The following is a 24,510-nucleotide window of genomic DNA, read 5'->3' on the forward strand; positions in this document are numbered from 1 at the left end:
AGCACGGTGTCATTTAGTTGTTGGTACGTTTGCTAAGTCGGTACTCGCTTGGAAGCATACCTGTAAGTTCTCGGAAGGTACGACTAAAATACTTTTCATCCATGTACCCGGTTTTTTCCGAGATCCATTGAATGGTTTTGTTCGTATAGAGCAAATACTGTTTCGCTTTTTCTACTCGAATCATTCGGACATGGTCATTAAACGTATTCCCGATAATATCCTTAAAGCATTGGCTGAAATAGCTCCGGCTTATATTCAATCTTTTAGCTACCTCTGCAGCAGTCAATTGTTGATCCATTTCAGCCCTCATCATTTGCTCCGCTTTAAGGATGCAATCGATGATTTCCTGCGAGTAGCTGGTTTTATCTGCTGCAATCCGAGTCAATCTGCGAACCTCCTCTATCCATAGCTCAATTTGATACCAGGAATGAATAGGTTCGATCAGTTCGATTTCCCCCAGCACGGTTTGAGAAAATGAACGGTTCCACTCGCTTACAAAGGCATATAAGAGTCCAATGAGCTTGGCTTGCGGCAGTCTGAATAACTTTAATTCTCGAACGAGTTTATGGAATAAGTAATCATTAAACAGCCACTTTGGAGAAAGCAGCAGCTCTTTCAAAGCTTCTAAACATCCATCATGTGATTCGGGCCGTTGTTGATATATTCTGTGAATGCATATATTTATGATTTTGTTGTCCGGATGGTAATCATAGAACAAATCTCTTTCTCTAAAATCCCTGATCCATCGCTCTACTTCATTACGTGACAATCCTTTTACATCGGCCAGTTCGACCAACATCGCATGTTCCAATGTTTTCACTTTGGTATGCACTTGTTGAGCTAGATAACTATTATCACCCTCATTAGAAAATAACAGCCAACTGCCCCGATCCACTTCTACCATGCTGACATCTGCGGAAAAATTCATATCTTTGCTCCACTCGCTGCAGGAAACACTGTCTAAACAGAAAACTGCGCATCCATGGTTGATCGCAAGTGATGCTGATTTACTCTGACTGCGTGTTATGGTCTGCTCGTGAATCCGGCTCTCGATCCTGCCAAGGACTTCCTCCAATTGTTCTTTCTCAAGTTCTACCTTCGCGATATAATCTATCGCCCCTAAGCGGAGTGCTTCTTGTATATACTCAAAATCTTGGTGTAAGGTCAGAACGACGATATGGATCTCCGGGAACCGTTTGCGGACAATTCTCATCAATTCAATTCCGGACATCACAGGCATAGCGAGATCGGTCAACAATAAATCAACCTCTTGCGTCTCCAGCAGCTCCAATGCTTTCTCTCCATTGTTTGCTTCGCCAACAACCTGCATGTTGAAATCTTGCCACGGCATCATAGAAATGAGCCCTTTGCGGACCAATTTGTCGTCATCTACGACAAGCACTTTAATCATGTTGTGTGCTCACCTCTTCAATCGGAAAAGTTAAATATATGCTCGTTCCCTTCCCAATCTCGCTTTTTATTTCGAGCTTTGCTTTCCCTTCATATTGGGACTCTATCGTGCGTTTGACATAATTCATTCCAATTCCCATTCCAACCTTCTGATGTTCGGCAGTCGTATTGTTCAGCAGTTTATGAATCGATTCTTCCGATATTCCCATGCCGTTATCATGAATCGCAATCTCAATACCGTCTTTCAACCTGACATCTACTATTATATGTCCATCATCATTTAAACCATGATAAAGCGAGTTTTCCACGAGCGGCTGCAGGATGAATCGGGGGACCTGCATTTTCAGTACATCCTCATCCACCTGAATTCGAACGTCAAATTTAAAGTCATATCGAATCTGCTGCAACACCAAATATTGTTTGATCGCATCGATTTCTTCTTCTATGGTTGAAGGTCGGCCCAATTTGCCTAGATTATAATAGAGTAATTTATTCAGAGACTGCACCAGACGATCAATTTCATGCTGTCCGTTCATGACCGCGAGCCAGTGCGCGGTATCGAGCGTATTCATCAAGAAGTGGGGGTTAATCTGGTACAGCAGCTTTTCCACTTCAAGATCAACCCGCTGTTTCTCTTTCCCTTTGATCTCATTGAACAATTCCCAGATCTGCTCTTTCATGTGTTGAAATTGGCGCAGCAAATCGTCAAATTCAGGTATCTTCGTCTGTTCAATGCTAGTTTGGGATTGAGCATGTGTAATCGTGTTAATTTCCGTCTGAAAACGGTTGAGAGGCTTGTACACCATATTCCACATAAGCCATGCCAGCAATATCGTTACGACAAAAAAGATTAGGGTGAATAGCGTTATCTGGATAATCCATCGATTCTTCTCTTTATTGAAGTCTTCCTCCGCAATAACGGAAACGACACTCCAGCCTTGACTGCTCTCCTGCTTATACCAGTAATAACCTTTGTTATAGCCAGAAGCAGCTCCATTAGAAAATTCGGGATACATCTTTCCACTCCTGAATAAATGCGGAACCTCGCTATAGGAGATTCCTCCATTGCTATCCAAGATCACATGGGAAACACTATTTTTGGATTGTTCGTTTTCCAGCATATCCTGTACCAATTTCAATCCCATTTCGATATATACATACACATCATTGCGTTCTGGGTAATCTACTTTTCGTAATGCCGATATTACATAATTGTTATCAAGGCGATTAAAGCTCTCATGAGGTCCGTAATAAGAAATTCCGTAAAATTGAGCGAAGAGAGGCTGCTTCTCAGGCGAGAAGCTATATTTCACAGGCAGATTTTCGAACTGGTACGTTTTATCATTATTAAAATAATATAACGTCAATCCGACATCTGGATTCGTAAAGGTGATTAAGTTCAACTTGCTCATAAACTGGTGCTGCAGCTTCATTCGATGAAAGGGCTCTTCGGTTTGCATAAGCTCATCAAGCTCTCTTACGATCGTACCTTCATAAGCAAATTGTTGAGATATATGGTTTAGACTATTGATTGAGTTTTCTAAAGATAGAGATACCTGCTTCAGATTGCTCCTGATCCCAGCTTCAATCTTATTGGCCAGAATGGAGTTGATCGTATAGTAAGAGATCGTACTGATACATATCAAAGGAACAAACGAACTTAATAGAAAGATAATAAAGATTCTTACCTTTAACGTCATCGCATCCACCTTGCCTTGGAGGTCTCTAGTTTCAAAGATATGGATGAATAGTATATCTCAACCTTTTAGCTTGTTTTAACTCCACAATATCAAACATTTCCAAATTACGAAAGCGCTCTCTCTGAAAATTTAAAAAAAGAAAAGCCACTTGGAGTTGTTACACTCACATGTGGCTGCATAGCATCTATTTGGAGATTAGCTTATGGAAGCTTTACCGCATCCTCTGTTTTGCCGTCGAGACCATACACTTCAATTTCGTCGAGGAATACAAACCGCTCCACCGGGAACGTTACTTTCACGTACCTAGCATACGCCTTGGTCGCGTCAGGATGCCCAGGTATTCCTACCCTGCTTCCGTTCCATACATACATCTGCATCTGGCTTGTATCCATAAACGTCCCCGGAGGGTATATCGTGTTCGCTTCGCCAACCGGAATCCACGTCTGTCCGTCATCGGATACGGATACGGATATCTTCTCAGGGAACAGAATCGCTGCATCGCCATATTCGAAGAAGTCAGCGCGTACCATGCCAATCGATTTCTCAGCGCCGAGATCGAACACAACATCCCTTGAGCCGCCGTTTACATGGCCTTGATATTTCCAGTCGAACATATCGGTTCCGCCGAAGAAGCCATCCGTAAGCTCTTGCCCGGAATCAGGATACCCTTCCGATGCAGGAGCTGATATCGTATAACTCATACCCGCAACCAAATTCTTCGATCCGTCGGCAGGTCCGCCCTGATGCTTCGTATAGGTCCCTTTAACGAACTGGTACATCCATTCATAGTTATCGCGCACATCCGGGTCTTTACTTTGCGAAGCATTATACAGCGCAAGAATTCCCTGGTAATGTGCCTTGAACGTATTGTGCATATAACCATAATCCACTCCGCCATTCAAATATTCCGCGTATTTCTGTCGGAGCCCGTAGCTTTTGTTCATGTCCTCGTCGGTTTCCATTTCGAAGCCCATTCCATATTGTTTGATACGCTCCGCCGTATCTTGAATACGGTATTCTCCATGTTGGAAGAAGAAATGGTTCGGCTGCAACGCAGCGGCATCAAATCCTAATTCTTTCCATTCGAAGACGGAATTAGATTGGAAATAAGGAATCCAGAAAAACTTCAGATCTAACTGGTGAACGATGTCGCTTGTCGCCCGGATCAGGTCCTTCTCCCTTGGAGTTGTTGGTTCGACGTTTTCATTCAACCAATATAATCCGCTAAGATTCAGGTGAGAGAAATTGCTGTCATTCCATTTCTTCATCAGGTCGTCTACATGCCATTGTATCGTTTTCATCTTATTGTTGTACGCCGCATCGATACCGATGGCTTCCGAATTGAAGTTTTCCGATATTCCGTCGCCGTCGACGTCGCCGAAGTCCGATTGCGATTCAACCGGATACGGGATCGTTAGCACAACGTTTACCTTATGATTCGGCTGGCCGAGCTTCGCCCCGACTTCCTTGACCGCCTCATTCAAATGCTGCAAATCTCCATCCGTAGCAAAAGTTTTATCGGCGTACCACTGCCAGTCGCTTTTGTTGGCTGGCGGATCCGTCGCGAATTTGCGGTAGGACGGCGAATAATTCGGGCAGAACAGCAGCCCATCGTAGAACCAATCCTGGGGTTCGCCGTTACTGTCGACATAGCTGATATAAGGAATCAATTCTTCTTTGGTCCAGTCGCCCATGTTCGCCGGATAATAGCTGTTTGGTATGAGAACCAAATCATGAATACCGCCAGTAGCTTGTCCAGGCTTCAAATATGCCGTGTGATCCGGGGGAACAGGATTAGCGCCTTGAACTTTGCCGTCAACTCCCATAATTTCAATCTCGTCGATAAACACAAACATCTCCATTGTAAAAGTCACCTTAACATACCGTGCATACGCCATGGTCGCATGCGGGTTCCCGCGTGGCAATCCATCGGTTGACCCGTCCCAAATATAATCATGCAATTTAGGTGGTGACCATTTCCAAAATGCAGATTCAGCACCGACATGTGAGAGGAGGCCCCAGTTCTCTCCGTCCATCGAAACGTAATAGGACACGTCCATCGGCAGCATGATGCCTGGGGCAGTGTCGTGCAAGAAATGGGCATTAATGCGGCTGATCGATTTTTCCTCGCCCAGGTCGAACGTTACGGTGCGGGTCTTCCCTCTGGCATGTCCTTGCCAATTCTGATCCCAAAATTCCAAGCCGCCATATTTGCCGTCCGTTAATTCATTGCCGCTGTCGGCATAATCACTGGAAGGCGCTTCAGACAATACATAAGGTAAACCTGCGGCCAAGTTCCTTGGCTCAGGGGTCGGCTTCTTATCCGCTGTGTCCGCCGAAGCCGTTGAAACACTTGTCATCAGAAGCAGTAAGCATAGAAGAACCATAGTATATTTTTTGAAATGCATGATCAGTAAACACCTCCGTTTGTTTCTTCCATATAGCTTGCCTGTAAACAACCCATAAAGATCAAACACGTTACAACAGAGTAAATGGATATACATCGTGATCATGATCGATTGCGGAAGAATGAGCCTCTTCGCTGTTTAGTGTGCTAACACCTGTTAATGCTGAGAATTAAGAGACTAATAGAGGACGAAATGTTCAGTGATTCATGGAATTCAGGTGGGATTGCGTTGTAGACTGACTATGATGCAGGAGAACAATAAGTACAGCGAAGGATTTTTGAAGGCTTTCCTTGCGGCGGTAGAAATTCAGTGGTACGTGGTACGTACTAGATTAGATTCCAAAAAAAGAGACTTGTTGGTTAGCCTGTCATGAAATCATGTATGAAGTGGTTCGAAATAGACTTTCTTCATTCTCTTTCGGTCTGAATGTAGCCCGTTATCCTGTCATACACCTCCTCCAATTGTTAAGAATGAACAAACATGCGGTGTCTAGGATAATGAATATTTGAAAGCCCACCTTCATTTCAATTATATCGGCGTTTTAGTCTCGTACATATGGAAGCATGTACTTCTGGTATGGAGAATTGTAGTCGTTTAACTTGTGGAGAAGTCTCTTAAATAATTATTAATTGCTATTAAAATATCTCTCCAACTCTCCACATACTTCTTCAGTAACAAAAAACGTTTCCTTTGCTGCCAGTACAAGATCATCTATTGTCTTATACTTCACCATCGCGTACATGACACCTCCAATGTCTTCAATAAACCAATCTTGATAAATCACACTGTCTCCAATTTCCAAGCAAATCGAATTATCAATATCTATATTACCTACTTGATCCTCAACAAATTGAGCAACGAATCCTTCAATAACGTAAATTCTGTCACCTTCCAAACAATCATGAATAACACTCAATTTTCTCACCTACTTGTCCATAGTTTCGTTAGATTTCAATCCCAGGTTATCCTCGACACGGTTAATCTCACCGGGCCTCCCAGCCATTTCTCCATTAACATTTGAATGCTTACCATTTTTATGTTCTGCGTTCCAATGGGCATTTACTCCCCTGGAGAAATGATTGGATAATCGAGCAACTTTCTAGGACGCAGAAGAGTCTAATTGCTTATACCGACATTATCTTTTGAAAGTCTTTACGCTATGTCTAGTTGGCATCATATTCACAGGCTGTTCAAAAGAAGAAGTTATTTTAGAGCTGCTAGACAAAGATGGTTCTGGTACCCTTCGGGTCATGTACATAACACCGGGACAATTTAACATGCTATAATTTTCACCTCTCTCATGGACTAATCTAAGAGAGATAATAGAATTTTGGAATAGCTGGTGGATTGACTTTCGAATTATCACCTACTGCAACAAATAAGACATGGCAAGAGGGCGATCTCAACTTTAACGAATATTAATTATCGGGAGGTCAACATGAAAAATAAAAACTTTTGTGGATTAATTGGTAGTATTGCACTGTTTTTATTATCAAACAGGTATACAAAGGATTTTATCTCTGACATTTCGACCGATATTATCTATTCCAATTCATTGTGGTTAATTTTAACAACAATTATTTATTTCGTATCACTAATTGGCCTATTCTTCATAATCTTCTTTTCAGTTAGGCTTATATTAGCTGGCTTAGGAAAAGAATCAGCTCTCCGCGATACCAACATCAAAAAGAACCAATAATATTAATACTTCTTTAGTATCTCTAAATTTTGTTGGACTTGCTCCTCCTTCGGTTGGACTTTCACCAGCTAGATAACGCGTGTCTCTGGGTACGCCCGACATAAAACAACATGAATCTGGCTAACACATGGTTGGATGCCCGTGGAGTGGGGCAAGCCAGCCGGATGGGCTGCGTAAGAGGGTTTTTCCCCGTTATCTCTTCTCTATGAAAAGTAGCAAGCGCTGTAACGGGGAATTTCCCTGCTATCTCATCCACAGAGTGCTGCAAACCAGCCAGATTAGCTCCGAAAGAGGGTTTTTCCCCGTTATCTCCTCTCCATAGAAGGTGGCGAGTGCTGTAACGGGGAATTTCCCTGGTATCTCTTCCGCGGAGTGCAGTAAGCCAGCCGGATTAGCTCCGAAAGAGGATTTTCCCCGTTATATCTTCTCTATGAAAGGCAGCGAGTGCTGTAACAGGGAAATCCCCTGTTATCTCATCCGCAGAGTGCCGCAAGCCAGCCTGATTAGCTCCGAAAGAGGGTTTTTCCCCGTTATCTCCTCTCCATGAAAGGCGGCGAGTAATGCAGAATGCTTATAATAAAAGAACCAGTATATATTCTTCAAAAAATTATAAAAGCATCTCTTTACAGCCCGTTAAGGGAGTAAAGAGATGCTTTTGTTTAGGGAAGTTTCAGTTAGCCAAGGAGTAATAGCTTAACAGATTAATTGCCAAATGTAATTTGTACTGGCTCAGATCTGTTTCCATTGAAGTCCTCCAGCACCACTTCGATCACACCTGAGCTGCCTTCAACCTTGAGCTTGGTTAAATCATCAACGCCTCGAATCGCATAAGTGCGGTTATCTTTAATGGTAATCGGCTTACCATTCTGTGAGGCATACAGATGCCACCAGTCATCTGAGGTAGGACCCGAAAGTTTCACATAAGAGCCTTTCAAGGTTGCAACGCCTTCATATACATCGGAATGGTTATCTACCAACACACCAGTAACATCCGTATAAGTGATCACATTGCCCTTTTTATCCAACAGCGAGATTCTTGCTGTATACGCGCTGCCATCGGTATATGGAACTTTAATTTCAGCGGATGTAGTTCCTTTATCCAAAGTAACTGTCTGAACACCGTCATGTGAGTAGTTAGAGCTCACATCTACTCTTACTTTCTCATGCTTCACATTAGGTGTGCTCCAGGAAAGTGCAATTGATCCTTCCTTCTCTTGGGTCGCAATGCTGTTTACAATGTTTGTAAAGTCCTTCTTCACTACAGCTGGCTGGCCTTCACGTCCATCTGCACCAACGGCAGTAACCAAAATCTCAACGGTACCTTTAGGATTGTATAAGTCCTTGATATAGTACACATCATCATAGGTTCCGCCTAGGAATACTTTCTTGCCGTCTTCATATTTCGCATACACATTGTACTGTTGAACTTTACTGTAATCCTCTAAATCCCAAGAAATATACATCTCCGAAGTGTCAAAGGATTTATCAATCTTCAGGCCGGTCGGTGCTTTCGGTTTCGCTAAGTGATTATCTGTAATCGTGATTTCACCGACGTTAAATTGATAATCTTGAATTGTGCCTTCTTCCGGTGTAAAGGACAGACCGAATGCAGCTAATGTTCTGCCCGCATAAGCGGACAAGCTGATGTTCTTTTGCTCCCAGCCTTTTGTTTTCTTGTTCGCGCCGCTTGGAATATCAACATATACCACGTTGGAAGGATCATCTTCAAATATTAATCCGACTTTAACGCTGCTTGCATCGGTTGCGGATGGTTTCTGATAAGTAATGTTTAACTTCGAAGAAGGTTTAATATCTAGCTTCGTTTTGTATAGATCTACGAAGTTCGTCGCATCCAGATCACCGTACACGACCAACGAGCTGCCACCGTTGAATCCGCCAACTGATGTATAATCATGTCCTGAGCTATATTTCGTGCCATAATCATAGTCCACATTTAAGCGAGTGCCTTCTGTGTCAATTCGCCATTGCCAGGTTGGAAGAATATCTTGAATGTTAATATTCGACCATTCATGATCATTCGAAACTTTGCCGTCTACAAAATACTGCATACCATGTCCGGTATTAAAGTTGGTGGAGAAATTGGAGCCATCAATAACCGATCGTTCCGAGATATACGCTGCCATGCCTGGCCAAGTCTTATACTCTTTGCCTTCGTTTGGCTTGCCGCGTTCGGGATCATTGGCTGTTTGAACAGGATCTGGAGTCGCGTTCAGCACCGCATCCATCAGTTCGTCATGCGTCAAATTAGCTGAATCCAATGTGCCTTTACCTTCGTTATATGTCGGGTCATTTGCCGCACCAGACCACCATGCTCTTTCTCTCGCTGTGATGTATTTGTAGTAATCTGGGTTTCCACGTCTATTTTCCGAATATTTATTCGGTCCCGAATGACCAAATAGCTGTTCGTCCAGGTGTTCATATACGGTAGAACTACCTAAAGTCGCGATGCCCGTTCTAGGTACGAGATTCTCATCGTATGTATTGTACAATGATCCACGGGTGCCGCTAAATCCGGTTTGACCAGCTTCAAGCGTATTAAATACCGTATTTCTTGCATCCAAACCAAGTGACTCCATCGTCGCAACTGAACTGTCAACCATAGCCTTGCTTGGATCAGGATTCATGTACAGCGAGTGGGCTGCGATCGTCTCATCACTAGGGTCTTTGATCCAGTTGCTGAACTCTTTGGCTGTCTTGTTATAGTAATCAATTCTCCCCCATGAGCTCTGGTTTTCTTGTCCATAGCGGTTAGACGCATACACTTGCACATACAAACCTTGAGAAGTCATCGCACGAATAAACTCTTCATATACCGGCATAAAGTCTGCAGGAAGCGTTTCTTCCGCATTCACAAAGTAACCGTCGAAGCCGTAATACTTGGCCATTTCAACAAATTTGTCGGCTAACGGGAAACGTCCATTCTCATCCTTATAAATATAGTCATCCGTATGCTCGGATCTTGGGAAGAAAATACATCCCAGAGATTGAACTCCGTTCTTATGCGCAGCATTCGTATAAGCCGGGTTTGGGATATTTAAGATTCCAAACTCATATTCTCGCTGCCACCAATCGGCTTCTGGATTAAATAAAGTGTCTGGCGTCGGGTTAGTTACAACTCCATGCCATGAAGCAGTATAATCTACATACTGCCAAAAATTGAACAAATATTGAGAGAATTGATCATTATAAATAGTCGGATTAAAAAATTCATTTCCATAGTCCCCTGTTAAAGCCAAGCTTTGCACTTCTTGGTCCAGCATAGGGTTAGCCTGAGTTGGTTTAAAGGGTTCATTTCGCTGCTGAAGCGGAACTTCTGCTCTCATAAACTCATAATACTCATCAGATTGAGGTGTCCAATCCAAAATATTCTGCTTCCGATACCCATGATACACCGGCTGATTAGTCCCTTTATAGCCTTGTTCCCCTTTACGAGGCGGCAGGGTGTCTCCTCCAGCTTGTACGATCGCAGCATTAGGGATAAATGTACCGAGGGTCAAGACAGATGCTAATGCAATGGCTATGCGCTTCTTGGATGTTGCCTTCATGGTCACAGCTCCTCTGTTTAAATTTATAGAAACGATAAACGTTTCTATAGGCAAAATATTGGTTCCACACTGATGCAGTATGTTCAACCTAGTATTTTGCAGTACAATAATAGTATAGTGAAAACGCTTTAATTTCCTCTAGTCTAAAAACATAAGATCATAGTACACATACGTTAGTTGATTTCAATTAAATTTTCATTCCTTTTATTACAAAAGGTCCTTAGGAGGATTGCCTATTGAAAGTATGTGTCTATCGGATCATAAACAAATTGGCTATCCAAAATACGTTTCATTTTGCAACCACGAACGCTTTCAGAAAAACAAAACGACCGTTCCCCGATAAAATACCGAGAAACGGTCGCATCATAAAGATCTCTTTTTATACTACTTAAATCTTATATGCCTTCATCGCCTTGCCAATCTCTTTCCACGTCGGACGCTTGCCGTACATCAGTACGCCCGTGCGGTAGATCTTCGCCGACAACCAGCCGCATACCAAGATGGATACAAGCAGAATCGCGACGGATACTCCAACTTCCCACCATGCTAATTCACCGATACCGACGCGAAGCAGCATCGTCGTTGGCGAGAAGAACGGTACAAAGGACGCGATCTTCACGAGGAGCGAATCTGGAGTCGATACGCTAAAGATCGGGATGTAGAACGCTACCAGCGACAGCATCGTGATCGGCACGATCGCTTGGCCCAGATCCTCTGTACGGCTGACGATCGAGCCAACCGCCGCGAAGAGCGTTGCATACAGGAAGTATCCTAGCACGTAGAATAATAAGCCCAGCCCAACCACAGTCGGATCAATCATGCTTACATCAACATTGAATCCCTCAAGCGCGCTCAAATTGTGCGGCAGCATCAGGTTGACAATAATAACCGCGAAGAATATAAAGATCTGGATAAGTCCGAGCAAGAACATTCCGATGATCTTACCGAACATTTGCGCAAGAGGTGAAACGCTTGTGATCAGAATTTCCATGATGCGTGAGCTCTTCTCCTGCGTTACCTCAGATGCAATCATGTTGCCTGTCATCGTGTTCGTCATAAAGAACAGGACAATCAGCACCGTAACCACGATGATGGATACGCCTTCGCTCGCCTCTTTCTGCGCAGAATCCACCGCTTCGTCAGAGCCTCCCTTGCCTCCAAGCTCAACTTTTACAAAGGATACAGGTTCATTCAACTGCTGTTTCTGAATATCGGTCAATGAATAATCCTTCACTGCCCACTGCGTCTTAAAGACCGTCAGCAGATTCGTCAGCATCATTTCATCAGACATTCCTAAGCTATCTTCACCTGTATATACGATCTGCGGGAATGATTCTTCTGTACCCGCTTCCGGCTTCACAAACTTCAGATAACCATCAATTGTGCCTTCCTCAACGTCTTTCTTCAATTGATCTTCGGAGCCTACAGCGGGCAGCAATTGCAGATCTGGATTGTTCTGCTCTTGCAGCGTCTTGCTGAACGCTTCTTCAATCGCAGGGTAACCACCGTTTAACATACCAAGCTTCGTTGGCTCATCTTTATCAAATAGCGAGATAATATAAGGCAGATTCACGCCGATTGTCATCAGCAGCGCGAGAATGATCGTCGTTACGACGAACGACTTCGTCATCATCTTCGTTCTTAGAGTAAAGCGGATTACTGTGCCAATATTACGCATTGGAGTCGCCTCCTACCGTTTTAATGAAGATTTCATTCAATGTCGGTTCTTTAATCTCGAAGTGGCTAAGCGTCGTTTGCTTCATAGCCGCGTCCAGTATGCGTGGACCTGCCGCTTCATCCGATATCTTAATCGAATAGCCTTCTTCTGTCCGCTTCGCTTCCAGTACGCCAGCGATGGCTTCAAGGCCAGTCACTTCGCCTGAAGTGCGCAGTATAACCTGCTCACGCGGATAGCGCGATTTCAGTTCGCGAATACTGCCTTGTAAGATCGCTTCACCTCGGCGCAAAATTGACATGTTGCGGCACAGCTCTTCGACGTGTTCCATCCGGTGTGTGGAGAACAGCACGCTCGTTCCTTTATCGCGCAGTTCCTTAACCGTTTCCTTCATCTGCTCCACGTTAACAGGGTCCAAGCCGCTGAACGCTTCATCCATGATCACGATCTTCGGGTTATGCAGAATAGATGCGACGAAGCCGATCTTCTGTTGATTACCTTTGGACAGCTCCTCGATCTTCTTGTTATAGTTCTCCGGCACACCGAAGCGTTCCAGCCAATACTTCAAGCTCTTGTCTGCATCGCGTCGGCTCATGCCGCGCAACTGAGCCAGATAGATTAGCTGCTCGTTCACCTTCACCTTCGGGTACAATCCGCGTTCCTCTGGCAAATAGCCGAATATCTTCTCCAGTTCTTTATTGAAGGGCTTGCCGCGGTACAAGATAGTCCCCTCATCTGGATATATTAGCCCCAACACCATGCGCATCGTCGTTGTCTTACCCGCACCGTTCGCACCAAGCAATCCGTAGATTTCGCCTTCCTCTACATCGAAGCTTAGTCCGTTGACAGCGGTCTTGTCTCCGTACTGCTTAACAATTTGTTGAACCTGCAACGATTTCATCTTACAGCTCTCTCCTCTCGTCTTCCATCCGAATTCGATAGTACATGACTTCATCCAGCGGCATTGCTTGCGTGCGAATAGGTATAATATTAAGCTCTTGGAAATGTTGCTCCAACACAGCCGCATCATAGGCTACAGCCCGCACAAGATGGCGTTCCTGTACAGCCGCGGCCAAGCCCGGCATGCCTGTTAAGTCTTCTGCCATAACTCCTTCGAGCCAATACTCTTTCCATGCATCGAACAGCGCATCTTTCTCTATCAGCGTGAGAACCTTCCCTCGATGCAGGAACAAGATATAATCCGCTAACCGCTTTACTTCCTCAATGACATGTGTTGCGATAATAATCGTATGCTTGCCATCGCGCAGCAACTGCTGCAGATCCTCAATCATCATGCGCCACGAGATCGGATCAAGTCCCGAAGTCGGTTCATCCAGCAGAAGCACTTCCGGGCGATGCGATAAGGCCAATATGATCTCAGCCTTGCGCCGCATTCCCTTCGACATCTTATTAAGCTTCGTTCTGGAATCTATCTCATAACGTGCGATCAGCTTCTGATACCACTGCTGATCCCATGTCGAGTACCAATAGGAATACTGCTTCGCCAGTTGTTCCGGCGTCTGATCATCATCTTCGCCGTTAGGCAGCTCTGCTACATAACCGAGCCGCTGCTTCCATTCGTGATCCTGATTCATATCATATCGTTGATCCTTGATGAATATCGCACCTTGATCAGGATGCACAGTACCCAGCATCATGCCCACGAGGCTGCTCTTGCCGGAACCGTTCATGCCTACGATCGCTGTCACACAGCCAGATGGAATCTTAAGATTCAACGGGCCAATATGCAAGTTATGGCGACGCTTCTCGATCTGTTCAAATGAAAGGATCGTCTCCTCCATCATATCCAGCACTCCTCTCAGCCCTCTTTCCAATTGCTTCTCAGAACCTGTTCGAAGCTGGCTCTCAATTCCGTTTCCGTCAACTTCATCTGCTTCGCCGCATCAACGGCTGCTTGCAATGCTTCCTCTACAGCTTGTTTGCGATACTGCTCTCGTTCACCCTGTCTGACTTCCGCTACAAACGTGCCTGTACCCTGTCTCGTACGTAACAGTCCTTCCTGTTCCAGATCCTGATAGACCCGCCTGATCGTAATGATGCTGCAGCTAAGCTGACTGGCAAACTCACGTATAGAAGGCAGCAGGGTCCCTACTTCAAGGTGACCGCTCAGAATCATCGACTTGAGCTGGGTTTCAATCTGGGAATATAGTGGTTCTGCACGATTCTCATCAACCTGTATTGGTATAAACATAAGCTGCGTCACCCCCTATATCATTACAGATCACCGTCGTCACATCAGATCCACCTTTCGCAGCGTGCGAAGCGATAATCGCATGCCAAATGGGATGATCTGGGTCAGCAGTACAAATGCAATAATCGTCGTTACGAGCGGCCAATGCTGGACAGCATAGATAAGGGTCAAGAATACGCTATTGCCTGACAATCCGATTCCTATCGTTACGAGCAGAATCGCAATAACGATCGCCAACACGAATACAAAGTACTTCTTACCGCTATAGCTCCATTCCAACACGACGTAGAAGGAATGCATCATGAACGAATACACGATCGCAACAAAGGCATATGATAGAAATTGCGACAAGCTTAGCTCATCTCTTAGACTGCTTATTGAAAAATACTGAACAGCGAAAAATATAAAACTATTTATCAACGTAAATATCCCCATCGAAATGTACCGCGACAACACAATGGAATGAAGATCGATCGGCAAAGACCGCAGCTTCAACAAGTACTTGCGATATGAATCATCTGTCCAATATCGGAAGGCTCTTCGATTGAACACGAATCCGAGGTTAGATACGAGAGTTAACATCATAAAGTCTAGGATGATGAACGATAGCTTAGAGATACTCTCCCCCGACACCACACTCTGAATCGCAAACAATGTACATAGTGCCATATACGCACTGAATATGAATGTAAACAATGTGCCCAGCTTAAAACGGCAAAGATCTGTCTTCACTAGCATCCATGCATCCTGCCAACGCTTTCCCATCAAGCTCACTCCTCTTCCACTTTCTCAAGAAACTCCGCTAGTCATGCAACAGATGTCCTTCGATCCTATGACTGTGTATATTATCAATGCAGTGTGATTACTGTATATATCTATATACACAGTATATTGACTGCCTTTACCAATTGTCAATCCTTATTTTAGTAATTCGTCGAATTCTAATCCATTAGTTGCTATATCCGTATATTGTATCCTTGTTAAAATGTGCATTTAGAGGAGAAGCGAATTTACGAGGAAACAGAGCATGAGGAATCGCAGCAGAACGATGATCACTCCCTGCTGGATAAGATGATGTTCCCTGCTGTCCGCATCTGAAGATGCTTCTAGCAGGGAGCACCGTATATGTGGTAGAACGAATCCCTATAGTTCATGTATGACATTCTGCTCACGCAGAGCCTTGACGAATAGCTGAACTAATCTCATGCGTTCGTTAATAGTTTGAATATCTGGCTTCTTATGAGCCTCAGTCCAGCTTAATGTTGCTTTATGCTCTTTGATGCGCAAGCGAATCGTTGCAGAGTAATAAGGTAGCAGCTCATCAGACAAGCCGTCATGCTTCAAGACGGTTCGCAACAAGCTGGGATGCGTAGACATGCCTTTAAACAGCTTGCTCATCGCCGAGTCAGGCATCGTAACGGGACGCTTATCTCGATGCATAAACGAAAACATTGATCTCTTCGCAGAGATGAGGAAGAACTCCAGATTGCGACGCGGGCGAAATGTATATTTGATCTCCATCATATCCGAGCTGCTGGATGAGCTGGAATCACCGCTTGACTTGAAGGATATCGCATAGGATCCATGCCCCGAAGGGTCATTCACTTGCACATGTTCGGATCTATAGCTCCAACCTTTAAACGTACTAGGGAAATAGGTGCCGCCGTACTGTTCCGCGTACTGCTTTAACAGCTGGGTGCCTGCTGATTCCCACCATTTCTTGCTGATAGGCTTCTTATTCACCTTCGGTTCCATCATGATCTTCCCTTCCTAGATGATTCAGATTGCAGCAGATTAGCTATTCTGCTATTTGTCACAGATACCCTGAATCAGCTGCTGTCCCGCCAATCCAGGGTACCCGGTTAACACCTGCCGCTATTCCTCATCCTCGAATTGCTTCCTTGTCGAAGGAAGCCTGCCTTGCTTCCGCAAAGCTTCCCTCAATATATACTCGATATGACCATTCACACTTCGGAACTCATCTGCTGCCCAGCGCTCCAAAGCCTCATATACAGTCGGATCAAGGCGCAGTGGGAAGCTCTTCTTCTTACCTGCCATCGTGAATAGCCGCTCCCATTAGTAGATGGAGCTTGTATTGATGACCGGCTGGGCAGATCGGTCAGATACTACTGCTACTAATAAATTATTAACCATCGCCGCTTTACGCTCGTCATCCAACGCGACGATTCCATCCGCTTGCAAACGTTCGATCGCCATCTGCACCATCGTAACTGCGCCGTCAACGATCTTCTCGCGAGCCGCGATGATCGCCGCAGCCTGCTGGCGCTGCAGCATCGCGCTGGCAATCTCCGTGGAGTACGCCAGATGCGTCAGACGCGATTCGATGATCTTCACGCCGGCAATAGACAGGCGATTCTGCAATTCTTCCGTCAATTCAGTAGCAATCTCCTCCGCATTGCCTCGCAAGGAGAAGCCATCCGGTTCATTCGAATCATAAGCGTACTTGCTTGCCACATGGCGCAGAGCAGCTTCACTTTGAATCTCGACAAATGTTTCATACTCATCCACTTCGAACAAAGCTTTAGCTGAATCTACTACCGAAAATACAACCACTGCCGCAATCTCGATCGGATTGCCGTCAACATCATTGACCTTCAGCTTCGCGCTGTTAAAGTTCCGAACTCGTAGGGATACCTTCTTGCGTGTAGAAAGTGGAACTGTCATGAAGAAACCGCTAGTTCTGATGACACCCATATAACGACCGAAGAAAGTTATGACTTGCGATTGGTTCGGCTGTACAACAGTTAAGCCAGTCATCAACAATACCGCAATGACGATAGCCACGATCCCTGTAATAATCGAGGGTGTCGTTTCAATGCTTATCATAAACGCGCCAGCGGCTCCCATTGCCAATACGATTAGCAGAGCAACAAATCCATTCAAACTTGTGCTTTTTTCCTCTTTGAACATGATCATCGAGCTCCTTATTTTTAATATTTATTTGATATTCATATGATATCACTTTTAACTAATATTGTAAAGTTCCATCCATCACATTCTTTGACAGTTCAAGTCTCTCACTTGACCGCTCTATGTACTTGTATTAATGTCCTACATATACCGTTTTGAGGAGGACTCACTTGCTATGCAGCCATCGCATAATCGAGAGAACCATGTTTCACTCGTACAGCAAACGCGAACACAGCCTACTTGGATCTTGATATTAGGCATTGTGTTTATTGCGGCAACCTTGCGCGCACCTTTTACATCGGTTGGGCCGCTGCTCAATACGATTCGCGACTCTTTAGGCATTTCCAATACATTAGCGGGTTTCTTATCAACTGTACCGCTTCTTGCATTTGCCTTTATCTCTCCTCTTGCGCCTAAGCTGGCTCACAGATATGGAACGGAACGCGTTCTATTTGGCGCTCTGTTCCTACTGACAGCTGGAATCGCAATACGCTATATTCCTAGCACTGTTCCTGTATTTATCGGGACAGCTGTACTTGCATCAGCCATTGCTTTGGGAAATGTACTGCTCCCTAGTCTTATCAAGCAGAAATTTCCCGATCGCATCGGACTGCTGACAGGCATCTACACCGCTTCGATGAACTTAAGCGCCGCTGTTGCATTAGGATTAAGCGTGCCGCTTGCTGACCAATTGGGATTAGGCTGGAACGGCTCCCTAGCCTTCTGGGGATTGATCGTGATCGCGACCATCTTGCTATGGATCCCGCAATTGCGAAGTCAAGCCGTCGTTAGCAACGCTTCTACTTCTAAGGTGAGAACAGGTGGGATGTGGAAGTCCGCATTAGCTTGGCAGGTTACCTTGTTTTTGGGCGTGCAGTCGGTCATATTCTATATAACCGTGACTTGGTTCCCTGACCTGCTCATCGATCGCGGGTTCACGCCATCTGCCGCAGGTTGGATGGTGTCGCTCATGCAATTTGCCCAGCTTCCCATGACCTTCATCACGCCTATTATTGCAAGCCGTATGAAAGACCAACGGAAGCTTGTCGTTTTCTTCGGCGCGTGCTACTTTATCAGCATCGCCGGATTCAGCTTCGGTCACGGCTGGGTGATCCCCGTGAGCGCTGTTATTCTCGGCATAGCCGGAGGCTCCTCCTTCAGCTTAGCGATGATGCTCTTTTCATTGCGCACGAGCACAGCTCAGGAAGCAGCCGAATTGTCCGGCATGGCGCAATCGTTTGGCTATATATTAGCAGCTACAGGCCCTCTCCTCTTCGGCATGCTGCATGATGTAACCGGGGACTGGAGCTTATCGCTCGTTTACTTGTTTGTATCAAGCGTTCTGCTGTTCATATTCGGCTTGGGCGCTGCTCGGAATCGATTGATTAACGATAAAAAGCCCGGAACCAGCTCCACATAGTCGGCGTGGAATGACTTTCTTCGAAAATAGCATTATGATAGTAGAAGGGGCCGCGATCACCTGAAGATACGCTCTATAGCGGAATTGCGGATCATGAATAATATTCGAGCGTAAGCTTAACTAATGGAGAGTGAGAGATGATTATACGTAAATTCGCAGTTATCCAAGTGCGCCGGCGTCAGCCTAGCAGGGTAATCGCATACGTTGAGGCGGAGAGCGCTCCGGAGGCTGTACGCATATCACATAAGCAATTTCCATCTCAAAAGGGTCTTGTGATCGAACAGGTCAGCTTTCGATACGCATATGAAGAGGATGGCGTGTCGGGACGGAGCCAGAATGAATCGAATCCGATCGAGCTCGTTGAGCCGCCAAGCACTGGCATGCATAAGCTCCTCTTCGCTATCGGAGTAGCCATCGGTACGCTTGCCGTTTATTCCTTCATGCAGCACTTATAGATATGATCTTAACTGTGCCATATAACCTCAAGAACCTATTACAGCAGTAAAAAAGGGGTTGTCCTAAAAGTCATTTTTCTCATGTCTTTTGGGACAGCCCTTCATTGTTTCTACACCAATTAAAAACCGCTTACCTAGTAGATGATACTGGATCCGCGGTTTTTTTATCCGATAGCACATACGGTGATCGCAAGGCCGTATGACCCGCGCTTGAACGGACACAGGAGCCGCTATTTCATGATTTCGGGGTATTTTTGAGGGCTTGCGGACTCAGATGACGCTATTTGCTTCAAAACTAGCACTAAACTGCTTATTCGGGTCAAATAACGTCTCTACGGTCCGCTAGTATGGCAAATTAGTAGTGTTTGTTGCAAATAGCGGCTCGTGTGTCCGCTCCCGGCTAAAAGTTGGCAGAAGGATATTCGCAAGATCGACAACTGGGAATATAACGCAGAAGAATACAGCATAAATCAAAAACAGCAATCAGGGCATAGCCTCTGAAACTGTTGTTTTTTGTATTTTTGAGTAATTACATAAAAAAGGAGCTTGCCCCTTAGATGGAAAAATCCACTTTTGGGACAGCCCCTTTCTGCTTACAATCCAAATATAGCTTCGATCATTGGTTTCGTATGACCGCCAGGATACAAGACATACAATAGTATATACACCGTTACCCCCGTAATTGCCGTTACGAACCACATAACAGACGTCACTCGGCCAATCTTGCGATGGCGACTATACTTCCCTTTTAAACCAGTGTACAAGGTTGTTAAGCCGAATACTGCCGATGTCGTCGCCAAGATAATATGAAATATCAAGAACACGCGATACACCATCTCCAGGTTATCCGGTCCGCCCCACGCTGTATTCCCCACAAATACCGTTCGCGATACATAGATGATGAAGAACAGCAGCGCCGCAACCGCGGCAGCCAGCATCGTTTTCTTGTGTGCCTCTCTCTTGCCCTTGATGATAAGTACCCAACCAATGGCTACTAATATAGCACTGAGCGCGATAAAGCTCGTACTAATTGCAGGCATAATAGCGAATAAATCCAACTACAATTCCCTCCCAAATGTGCATAATCCCCGAATAGTTTCATTATAACAAGATTAGGCTCAATTAGGTTGCCCTGTCAGTGTCGATTCAACGACAACCTTAGCGCCGACTGCATCAGCTTGATCCTCATCATCCTTGCCTTCGCGCCGGAACCATCGAGAGAATACCGTGAAGAGAATGGTGGCATACATCGTTTCCTGCACCAGCTTCATGAAGATACCGCCAAGCTGCTGGTCTTCAATCGGCGTAAACCAACTGAAGAATTGCGGTCCCGCATTCTGGGTCATAGCGAGCAATGCTTGCGTGTTTCCCGACACACAATACCCCATCGCTTGCGCCCAAGTTTCCGCATCCGTGTAAGTCGCGTACAGCGGCTCCGGCGCGAAGATGATGAGCGCGCATGCAGGGGTGATCAGCACTCCGTTCAGGAAGATATAGCCCATCTTCTTCACATCGCTAATATATTCCCAGTCGGCAACTGGATTCACGATCGGCCACCACATCATAACCGAAGTAATAAACAGCGCGATGTAGTACACGACATGAACCCCGAAGTTCAGCATGATATAATCATGCACGGCAGGAACATGATACACGGAGAACAGCACGTTGAACAATAATGCGGTCAGAATCGGATGCATGGTCCACTTGAATTTATGCATAAATGGCCGGTCTAACAGAAAACGCCACAACCAACCCGGAATTCCGATCATAATCATCGGCGGTACAATAATATAGGAGATCGACATCAGCACCATATGAAATGAAAACATCAGATGGCTCATTACATTAATAGGCCCGCCTTGTACAAAGTACAGAAGTATGACCCCTAGTATAAACATCAGCTTGCGGAATAGACTGATAGGCTCGCTGCCAGCAAATCTCCCGCGAAATGGACCAATCAGACCCATATACAATACGATGATTAGCAATGCAGTTATGAACAGCAGCGGACTCCACAAGTCAGCCGCTGAAAAATATTTCTCCAATCCGAACATCGGCGCATCCCTCCCTCATGCCTGTGCTGTCATCGTTTCGCCACAATTTACCTGCTTACGGAAAAAGAGGCGGCGCTAAAGCACCACCTCTGCAACCCCTGGATAAGAGAAGCTAGCTCCACCATACCCAGAAAACAGCCATTATAATACCCGTGAAGGCGATAATTGCGCCGCCTATAATGAAGAGGAGCGGCATCAGATGACCTTTATCCTTCATATGCATCCAATATGCCATCTGTATAACAACCTGAAGCACTGCCATGACCAACAATAGAATAATGATAAATGTTGTATTGAGTTCACCTGCGGAACCGACGGCTGCGAAAGCGATCAAGGTTAAAAAGATGGAGAACAAGAACGCAACAATATGCTTTTGTTTTCCCTCATGCTTATGACGGCGCTTCGTTCCATCATTGGAAGTCAGTTGTTGTGCTGCCATATGCTATCCCAACTTTCCCATTAAGTATACGACGGTGAAGATGAATACCCACACAACGTCGATAAAGTGCCAATAGATCGCCGACACATATACCTTCGGCGCAGTAACTAAGTTCAAGCCGCGCATCTTCACTTGCACGATCAGGATCGTAATCCACGATACACCGAATGCCACGTGAGCGCCGTGGAAGCCTACTAGCGTATAGAATGCAGTACTGAAAGCACTCGTCGTAAACGTATGTCCTTCGCCTACATAGTGAACAAATTCGTATATCTCCAAGCCTAAGAATCCAAGACCGAGAATAACCGTCACGATCAACCAAGTCAGCATCGACTTGACATTATTCTGGTGCAAGCCCTGTACCGCGAACACGCTCGTCAATGAGCTGGTCAGCAATAGTATAGTCGCTAATGCGATCAATGGGAGCTGGAACAGCTCAGACGCTGCGGGACCGTCACCTATGGAGTCGCGCAGAGCAAGGAAAGTAGCGAACAGCGTTCCGAACAATACCGCTTCCCCGCCCAGGAACAACCAGAAGCCAAGCACTTTATTGCGTCCTTCCAGCGTGGCCTTTTCCGGTTCTGCCGGCCAATGGCCTTCTACTTGATGTGCAGGTGCGCTCATGCTTTAACCCCCTTATCTTCCAGCTCATTCGGTTCGATATGGTAACCATGGTCATCAATGACTGAGCGTAAGAACATGCTGCCGAATAACAGCAGCGCGCCGATTGCCGTTATAATGTAGTTATTGAACATGAAGCCCACAATAGCATTGCTGAACGTATCCTTAGCAAACATAAAGCCGAAGCCCATGATAAACAATCCTATAGACATAATGAACGGCAGAATCGTTGGTGACGGCATGTGAATCGAGCCAACCGGTTCAGCAGGCGTCATCTCCTTATTGCCTTCCATCTTCTCTTTCCACCAAGCATCATAACCGCGAACAAGCGGAATCTGCTTGAAGTTGTACTCTGGAGGAGGTGAAGGAATCGTCCATTCCAGTGAACGTCCATCTTCCCAAGGATCATTAGAGGCCGTCGCCGGCTTCGTAGTCGTGATCACGATGTTAATTAAGAACATAATAACGCCGATACCCATCATGATCGCACCGATTGTACTTACCAAGTTCATCGTTTCGAAGCCCTGGTTCGGCAGATAAGTGAATACCCGTCGCGGCATCCCTGTCAGTCCCAAGAAGTGCTGAACGAAGAACGTCAATTGGAAGCCGATGTAGAACATCCAGAACGTCGCCTTGCCAAGCCCTTCAGCGAGCGTACGGCCAAACATCTTCGGCCACCAGAAATGCAGACCCGCGAATAAGCCGAGCACCAAGCCGCCTACGATAACATAGTGGAAGTGAGCAACCACGAAGTACGTATCATGGAACTGGAAGTCTGCTGGAGCGGATGCGAGCATGACACCCGTTACGCCGCCCATAACGAATGTTGGAATAAAGCTTACCGCATACATATTCGCAGCTGTGAAGCGGATCGAGCCTCCCCACATCGTGAACAGCCAGTTGAAGATCTTGATCCCTGTCGGTACTGCGATCAACATCGTTGCGATCGAGAACAGCGCATTAGCTACTGGTCCAAGACCTACCGTGAACATATGGTGAGCCCATACCATGAAGCCCAAGAAGCCGATCAAGATCGTCGCAAACACCATCGAGCTGTAACCGAATAAACGCTTGCGAGAGAACGTACTGATAACATCAGATATGATACCGAATGCCGGCAAGATAAGAATATATACTTCAGGGTGACCGAATATCCAGAATATATGCTGCCATAGAACAGGGTTGCCTCCGTCTACGACATCGAAGAAGTTGCCGCCGAACAAGCGGTCGAAGGTCAAGAGAATAAGACCTACCGTAATGGCCGGGAAAGCGAACAAGATGAGTGCAGAAGTTATAAAGGATGCCCAAGTGAACATCGGCATGCGCATGTAAGACATGCCTGGAGCACGCATATTAATGATAGTTGCCAGGAAGTTAATCCCCCCGAGCAATGTACCTAGACCCGCAATCTGCAAACCGACCGTATAGAAGTCCATACCTCGATGCGGGCTGTATTCCGTTGTGGATAGCGGAACATATGCCGTCCATCCCGCGTCTGGCACGCTTCCGATCAGCCAGCTCAAGTTCAAGAGCAAGCCGCCGAAGAAGAACGTCCAGAAGCCGAGAGAGTTCAAGAATGGGAACGCGACGTCGCGTGCGCCGATCTGCAAAGGAATAATCGCATTCATAAGTGCAAATATAATTGGCATGACCCCGAGAAAGATCATGGTCGTCCCGTGCATCGTGATCAGTTCGTTGAACTGCTGCGCGGATACGAAATCGTTCAAAGGCTTCCACAATTGAATCCGGATCAGTATGGCTTCAATTCCGCCGATGCCGAAGAATAAGGCGCCTGCGATAAGGTAAAGAATACCGATCTTCTTATGGTCGACCGTCGTGAGCCAATCCATTAAGCCACGATACCGCTTCACTGTGTGCGCTGTATGTGCCAAGGTCGTAACCTCCCCTAGAAGATGC

General features: G+C 45.7%; 20 protein-coding genes. 2 read left to right on the forward strand and 18 right to left on the reverse strand.

All coding sequences use genetic code 11. The features are described 5' to 3' along the window. Positions 1-13: 13 nt before the first annotated feature. The 13 genes from AC3WTP_RS08345 to AC3WTP_RS08405 all read right to left on the reverse strand — a co-directional run bounded on the left by AC3WTP_RS08345 (position 14) and on the right by AC3WTP_RS08405 (position 17,601). Positions 14-1,411, reverse strand: a complete 1,398-nt coding sequence (locus tag AC3WTP_RS08345; protein WP_492394132.1) for a response regulator — start codon at positions 1,409-1,411, stop codon at positions 14-16. Continuing rightward, on the reverse strand, positions 1,404-3,110 hold the full coding sequence (locus tag AC3WTP_RS08350) for a sensor histidine kinase (RefSeq protein WP_492394133.1): 1,707 nt from the start codon (positions 3,108-3,110) through the stop codon (positions 1,404-1,406). Before AC3WTP_RS08350 ends, AC3WTP_RS08345 begins: the two co-directional genes overlap by 8 nt. A 200-nt stretch (positions 3,111-3,310) precedes the next feature. After that, positions 3,311-5,518 (reverse strand): DUF4855 domain-containing protein, encoded by a 2,208-nt coding sequence (locus AC3WTP_RS08355; RefSeq protein WP_492394134.1) that lies wholly within the window; start codon positions 5,516-5,518, stop codon positions 3,311-3,313. 625 nt (positions 5,519-6,143) lie between these two features. Beyond that, a complete protein-coding gene (locus tag AC3WTP_RS08360; RefSeq protein WP_492394135.1) occupies positions 6,144-6,434 on the reverse strand; it encodes a hypothetical protein in 291 nt (96 codons plus the stop codon). A gap of 1,484 nt (positions 6,435-7,918) precedes the next feature. After that, positions 7,919-10,783 carry an endo-beta-N-acetylglucosaminidase gene (locus tag AC3WTP_RS08365; RefSeq protein ID WP_492394136.1) on the reverse strand — a complete coding sequence of 955 codons (2,865 nt, stop codon included), beginning with the start codon at positions 10,781-10,783 and terminating at the stop codon, positions 7,919-7,921. A 388-nt stretch (positions 10,784-11,171) separates the two neighbouring features. Beyond that, complete coding sequence (locus AC3WTP_RS08370; RefSeq protein WP_492394137.1) at positions 11,172-12,461, reverse strand: ABC transporter permease; 1,290 nt, start codon at positions 12,459-12,461, stop codon at positions 11,172-11,174. Continuing rightward, positions 12,454-13,359, reverse strand: a complete 906-nt coding sequence (locus AC3WTP_RS08375) for an ABC transporter ATP-binding protein (RefSeq protein WP_492394138.1) — start codon at positions 13,357-13,359, stop codon at positions 12,454-12,456. Before AC3WTP_RS08375 ends, AC3WTP_RS08370 begins: the two co-directional genes overlap by 8 nt. 1 nt (position 13,360) lies before the next feature. Further along, positions 13,361-14,263 (reverse strand): ATP-binding cassette domain-containing protein, encoded by a 903-nt coding sequence (locus tag AC3WTP_RS08380; protein ID WP_492394139.1) that lies wholly within the window; start codon positions 14,261-14,263, stop codon positions 13,361-13,363. 14 nt (positions 14,264-14,277) lie between these two features. Continuing rightward, positions 14,278-14,670, reverse strand: a complete 393-nt coding sequence (locus tag AC3WTP_RS08385; RefSeq protein WP_458569127.1) for a GntR family transcriptional regulator — start codon at positions 14,668-14,670, stop codon at positions 14,278-14,280. Between the two features lie 39 nt (positions 14,671-14,709). Further along, positions 14,710-15,435 carry a hypothetical protein gene (locus tag AC3WTP_RS08390; RefSeq protein ID WP_492394140.1) on the reverse strand — a complete coding sequence of 242 codons (726 nt, stop codon included), beginning with the start codon at positions 15,433-15,435 and terminating at the stop codon, positions 14,710-14,712. 378 nt (positions 15,436-15,813) lie between these two features. Further along, a complete protein-coding gene (locus AC3WTP_RS08395) occupies positions 15,814-16,428 on the reverse strand; it encodes a hypothetical protein (protein ID WP_492394141.1) in 615 nt (204 codons plus the stop codon). Positions 16,429-16,545: 117 nt separating this feature from the next. Then, positions 16,546-16,728 (reverse strand): type II toxin-antitoxin system antitoxin, encoded by a 183-nt coding sequence (locus AC3WTP_RS08400; protein ID WP_492394142.1) that lies wholly within the window; start codon positions 16,726-16,728, stop codon positions 16,546-16,548. Between the two features lie 18 nt (positions 16,729-16,746). Then, positions 16,747-17,601, reverse strand: coding sequence for an SPFH domain-containing protein (locus tag AC3WTP_RS08405; RefSeq protein ID WP_492394143.1), 855 nt, complete (start codon positions 17,599-17,601; stop codon positions 16,747-16,749). Between the two features lie 175 nt (positions 17,602-17,776). Between AC3WTP_RS08405 and AC3WTP_RS08410 the strand changes: the two genes are divergently transcribed. Beyond that, positions 17,777-19,021 (forward strand): CynX/NimT family MFS transporter, encoded by a 1,245-nt coding sequence (locus AC3WTP_RS08410; RefSeq protein WP_492394144.1) that lies wholly within the window; start codon positions 17,777-17,779, stop codon positions 19,019-19,021. Positions 19,022-19,158: 137 nt separating this feature from the next. Further along, positions 19,159-19,476 carry a hypothetical protein gene (locus AC3WTP_RS08415; protein ID WP_492394145.1) on the forward strand — a complete coding sequence of 106 codons (318 nt, stop codon included), beginning with the start codon at positions 19,159-19,161 and terminating at the stop codon, positions 19,474-19,476. 593 nt (positions 19,477-20,069) lie between these two features. Here the strand turns inward: AC3WTP_RS08415 and AC3WTP_RS08420 are convergent. The 5 genes from AC3WTP_RS08420 to ctaD all read right to left on the reverse strand — a co-directional run bounded on the left by AC3WTP_RS08420 (position 20,070) and on the right by ctaD (position 24,443). After that, positions 20,070-20,534 (reverse strand): DUF420 domain-containing protein, encoded by a 465-nt coding sequence (locus AC3WTP_RS08420; protein ID WP_492394146.1) that lies wholly within the window; start codon positions 20,532-20,534, stop codon positions 20,070-20,072. A 60-nt stretch (positions 20,535-20,594) separates the two neighbouring features. Beyond that, a complete protein-coding gene (gene ctaG / locus AC3WTP_RS08425) occupies positions 20,595-21,533 on the reverse strand; it encodes a cytochrome c oxidase assembly factor CtaG (RefSeq protein ID WP_492394147.1) in 939 nt (312 codons plus the stop codon). A gap of 112 nt (positions 21,534-21,645) precedes the next feature. Then, positions 21,646-21,972: a cytochrome C oxidase subunit IV family protein gene (locus tag AC3WTP_RS08430; protein ID WP_492394148.1), complete on the reverse strand. Its 327-nt coding sequence runs from the start codon at positions 21,970-21,972 to the stop codon at positions 21,646-21,648. A gap of 3 nt (positions 21,973-21,975) precedes the next feature. Next, a complete protein-coding gene (locus tag AC3WTP_RS08435) occupies positions 21,976-22,596 on the reverse strand; it encodes a cytochrome (ubi)quinol oxidase subunit III (RefSeq protein ID WP_492394149.1) in 621 nt (206 codons plus the stop codon). Continuing rightward, on the reverse strand, positions 22,593-24,443 hold the full coding sequence (ctaD, locus tag AC3WTP_RS08440) for a cytochrome c oxidase subunit I (RefSeq protein WP_492394196.1): 1,851 nt from the start codon (positions 24,441-24,443) through the stop codon (positions 22,593-22,595). Before ctaD ends, AC3WTP_RS08435 begins: the two co-directional genes overlap by 4 nt. Between the last annotated feature and the right edge of the window lie 67 nt (positions 24,444-24,510).

The organism is Paenibacillus sp. EB106-04-04-XG159 (genome assembly GCF_058791835.1).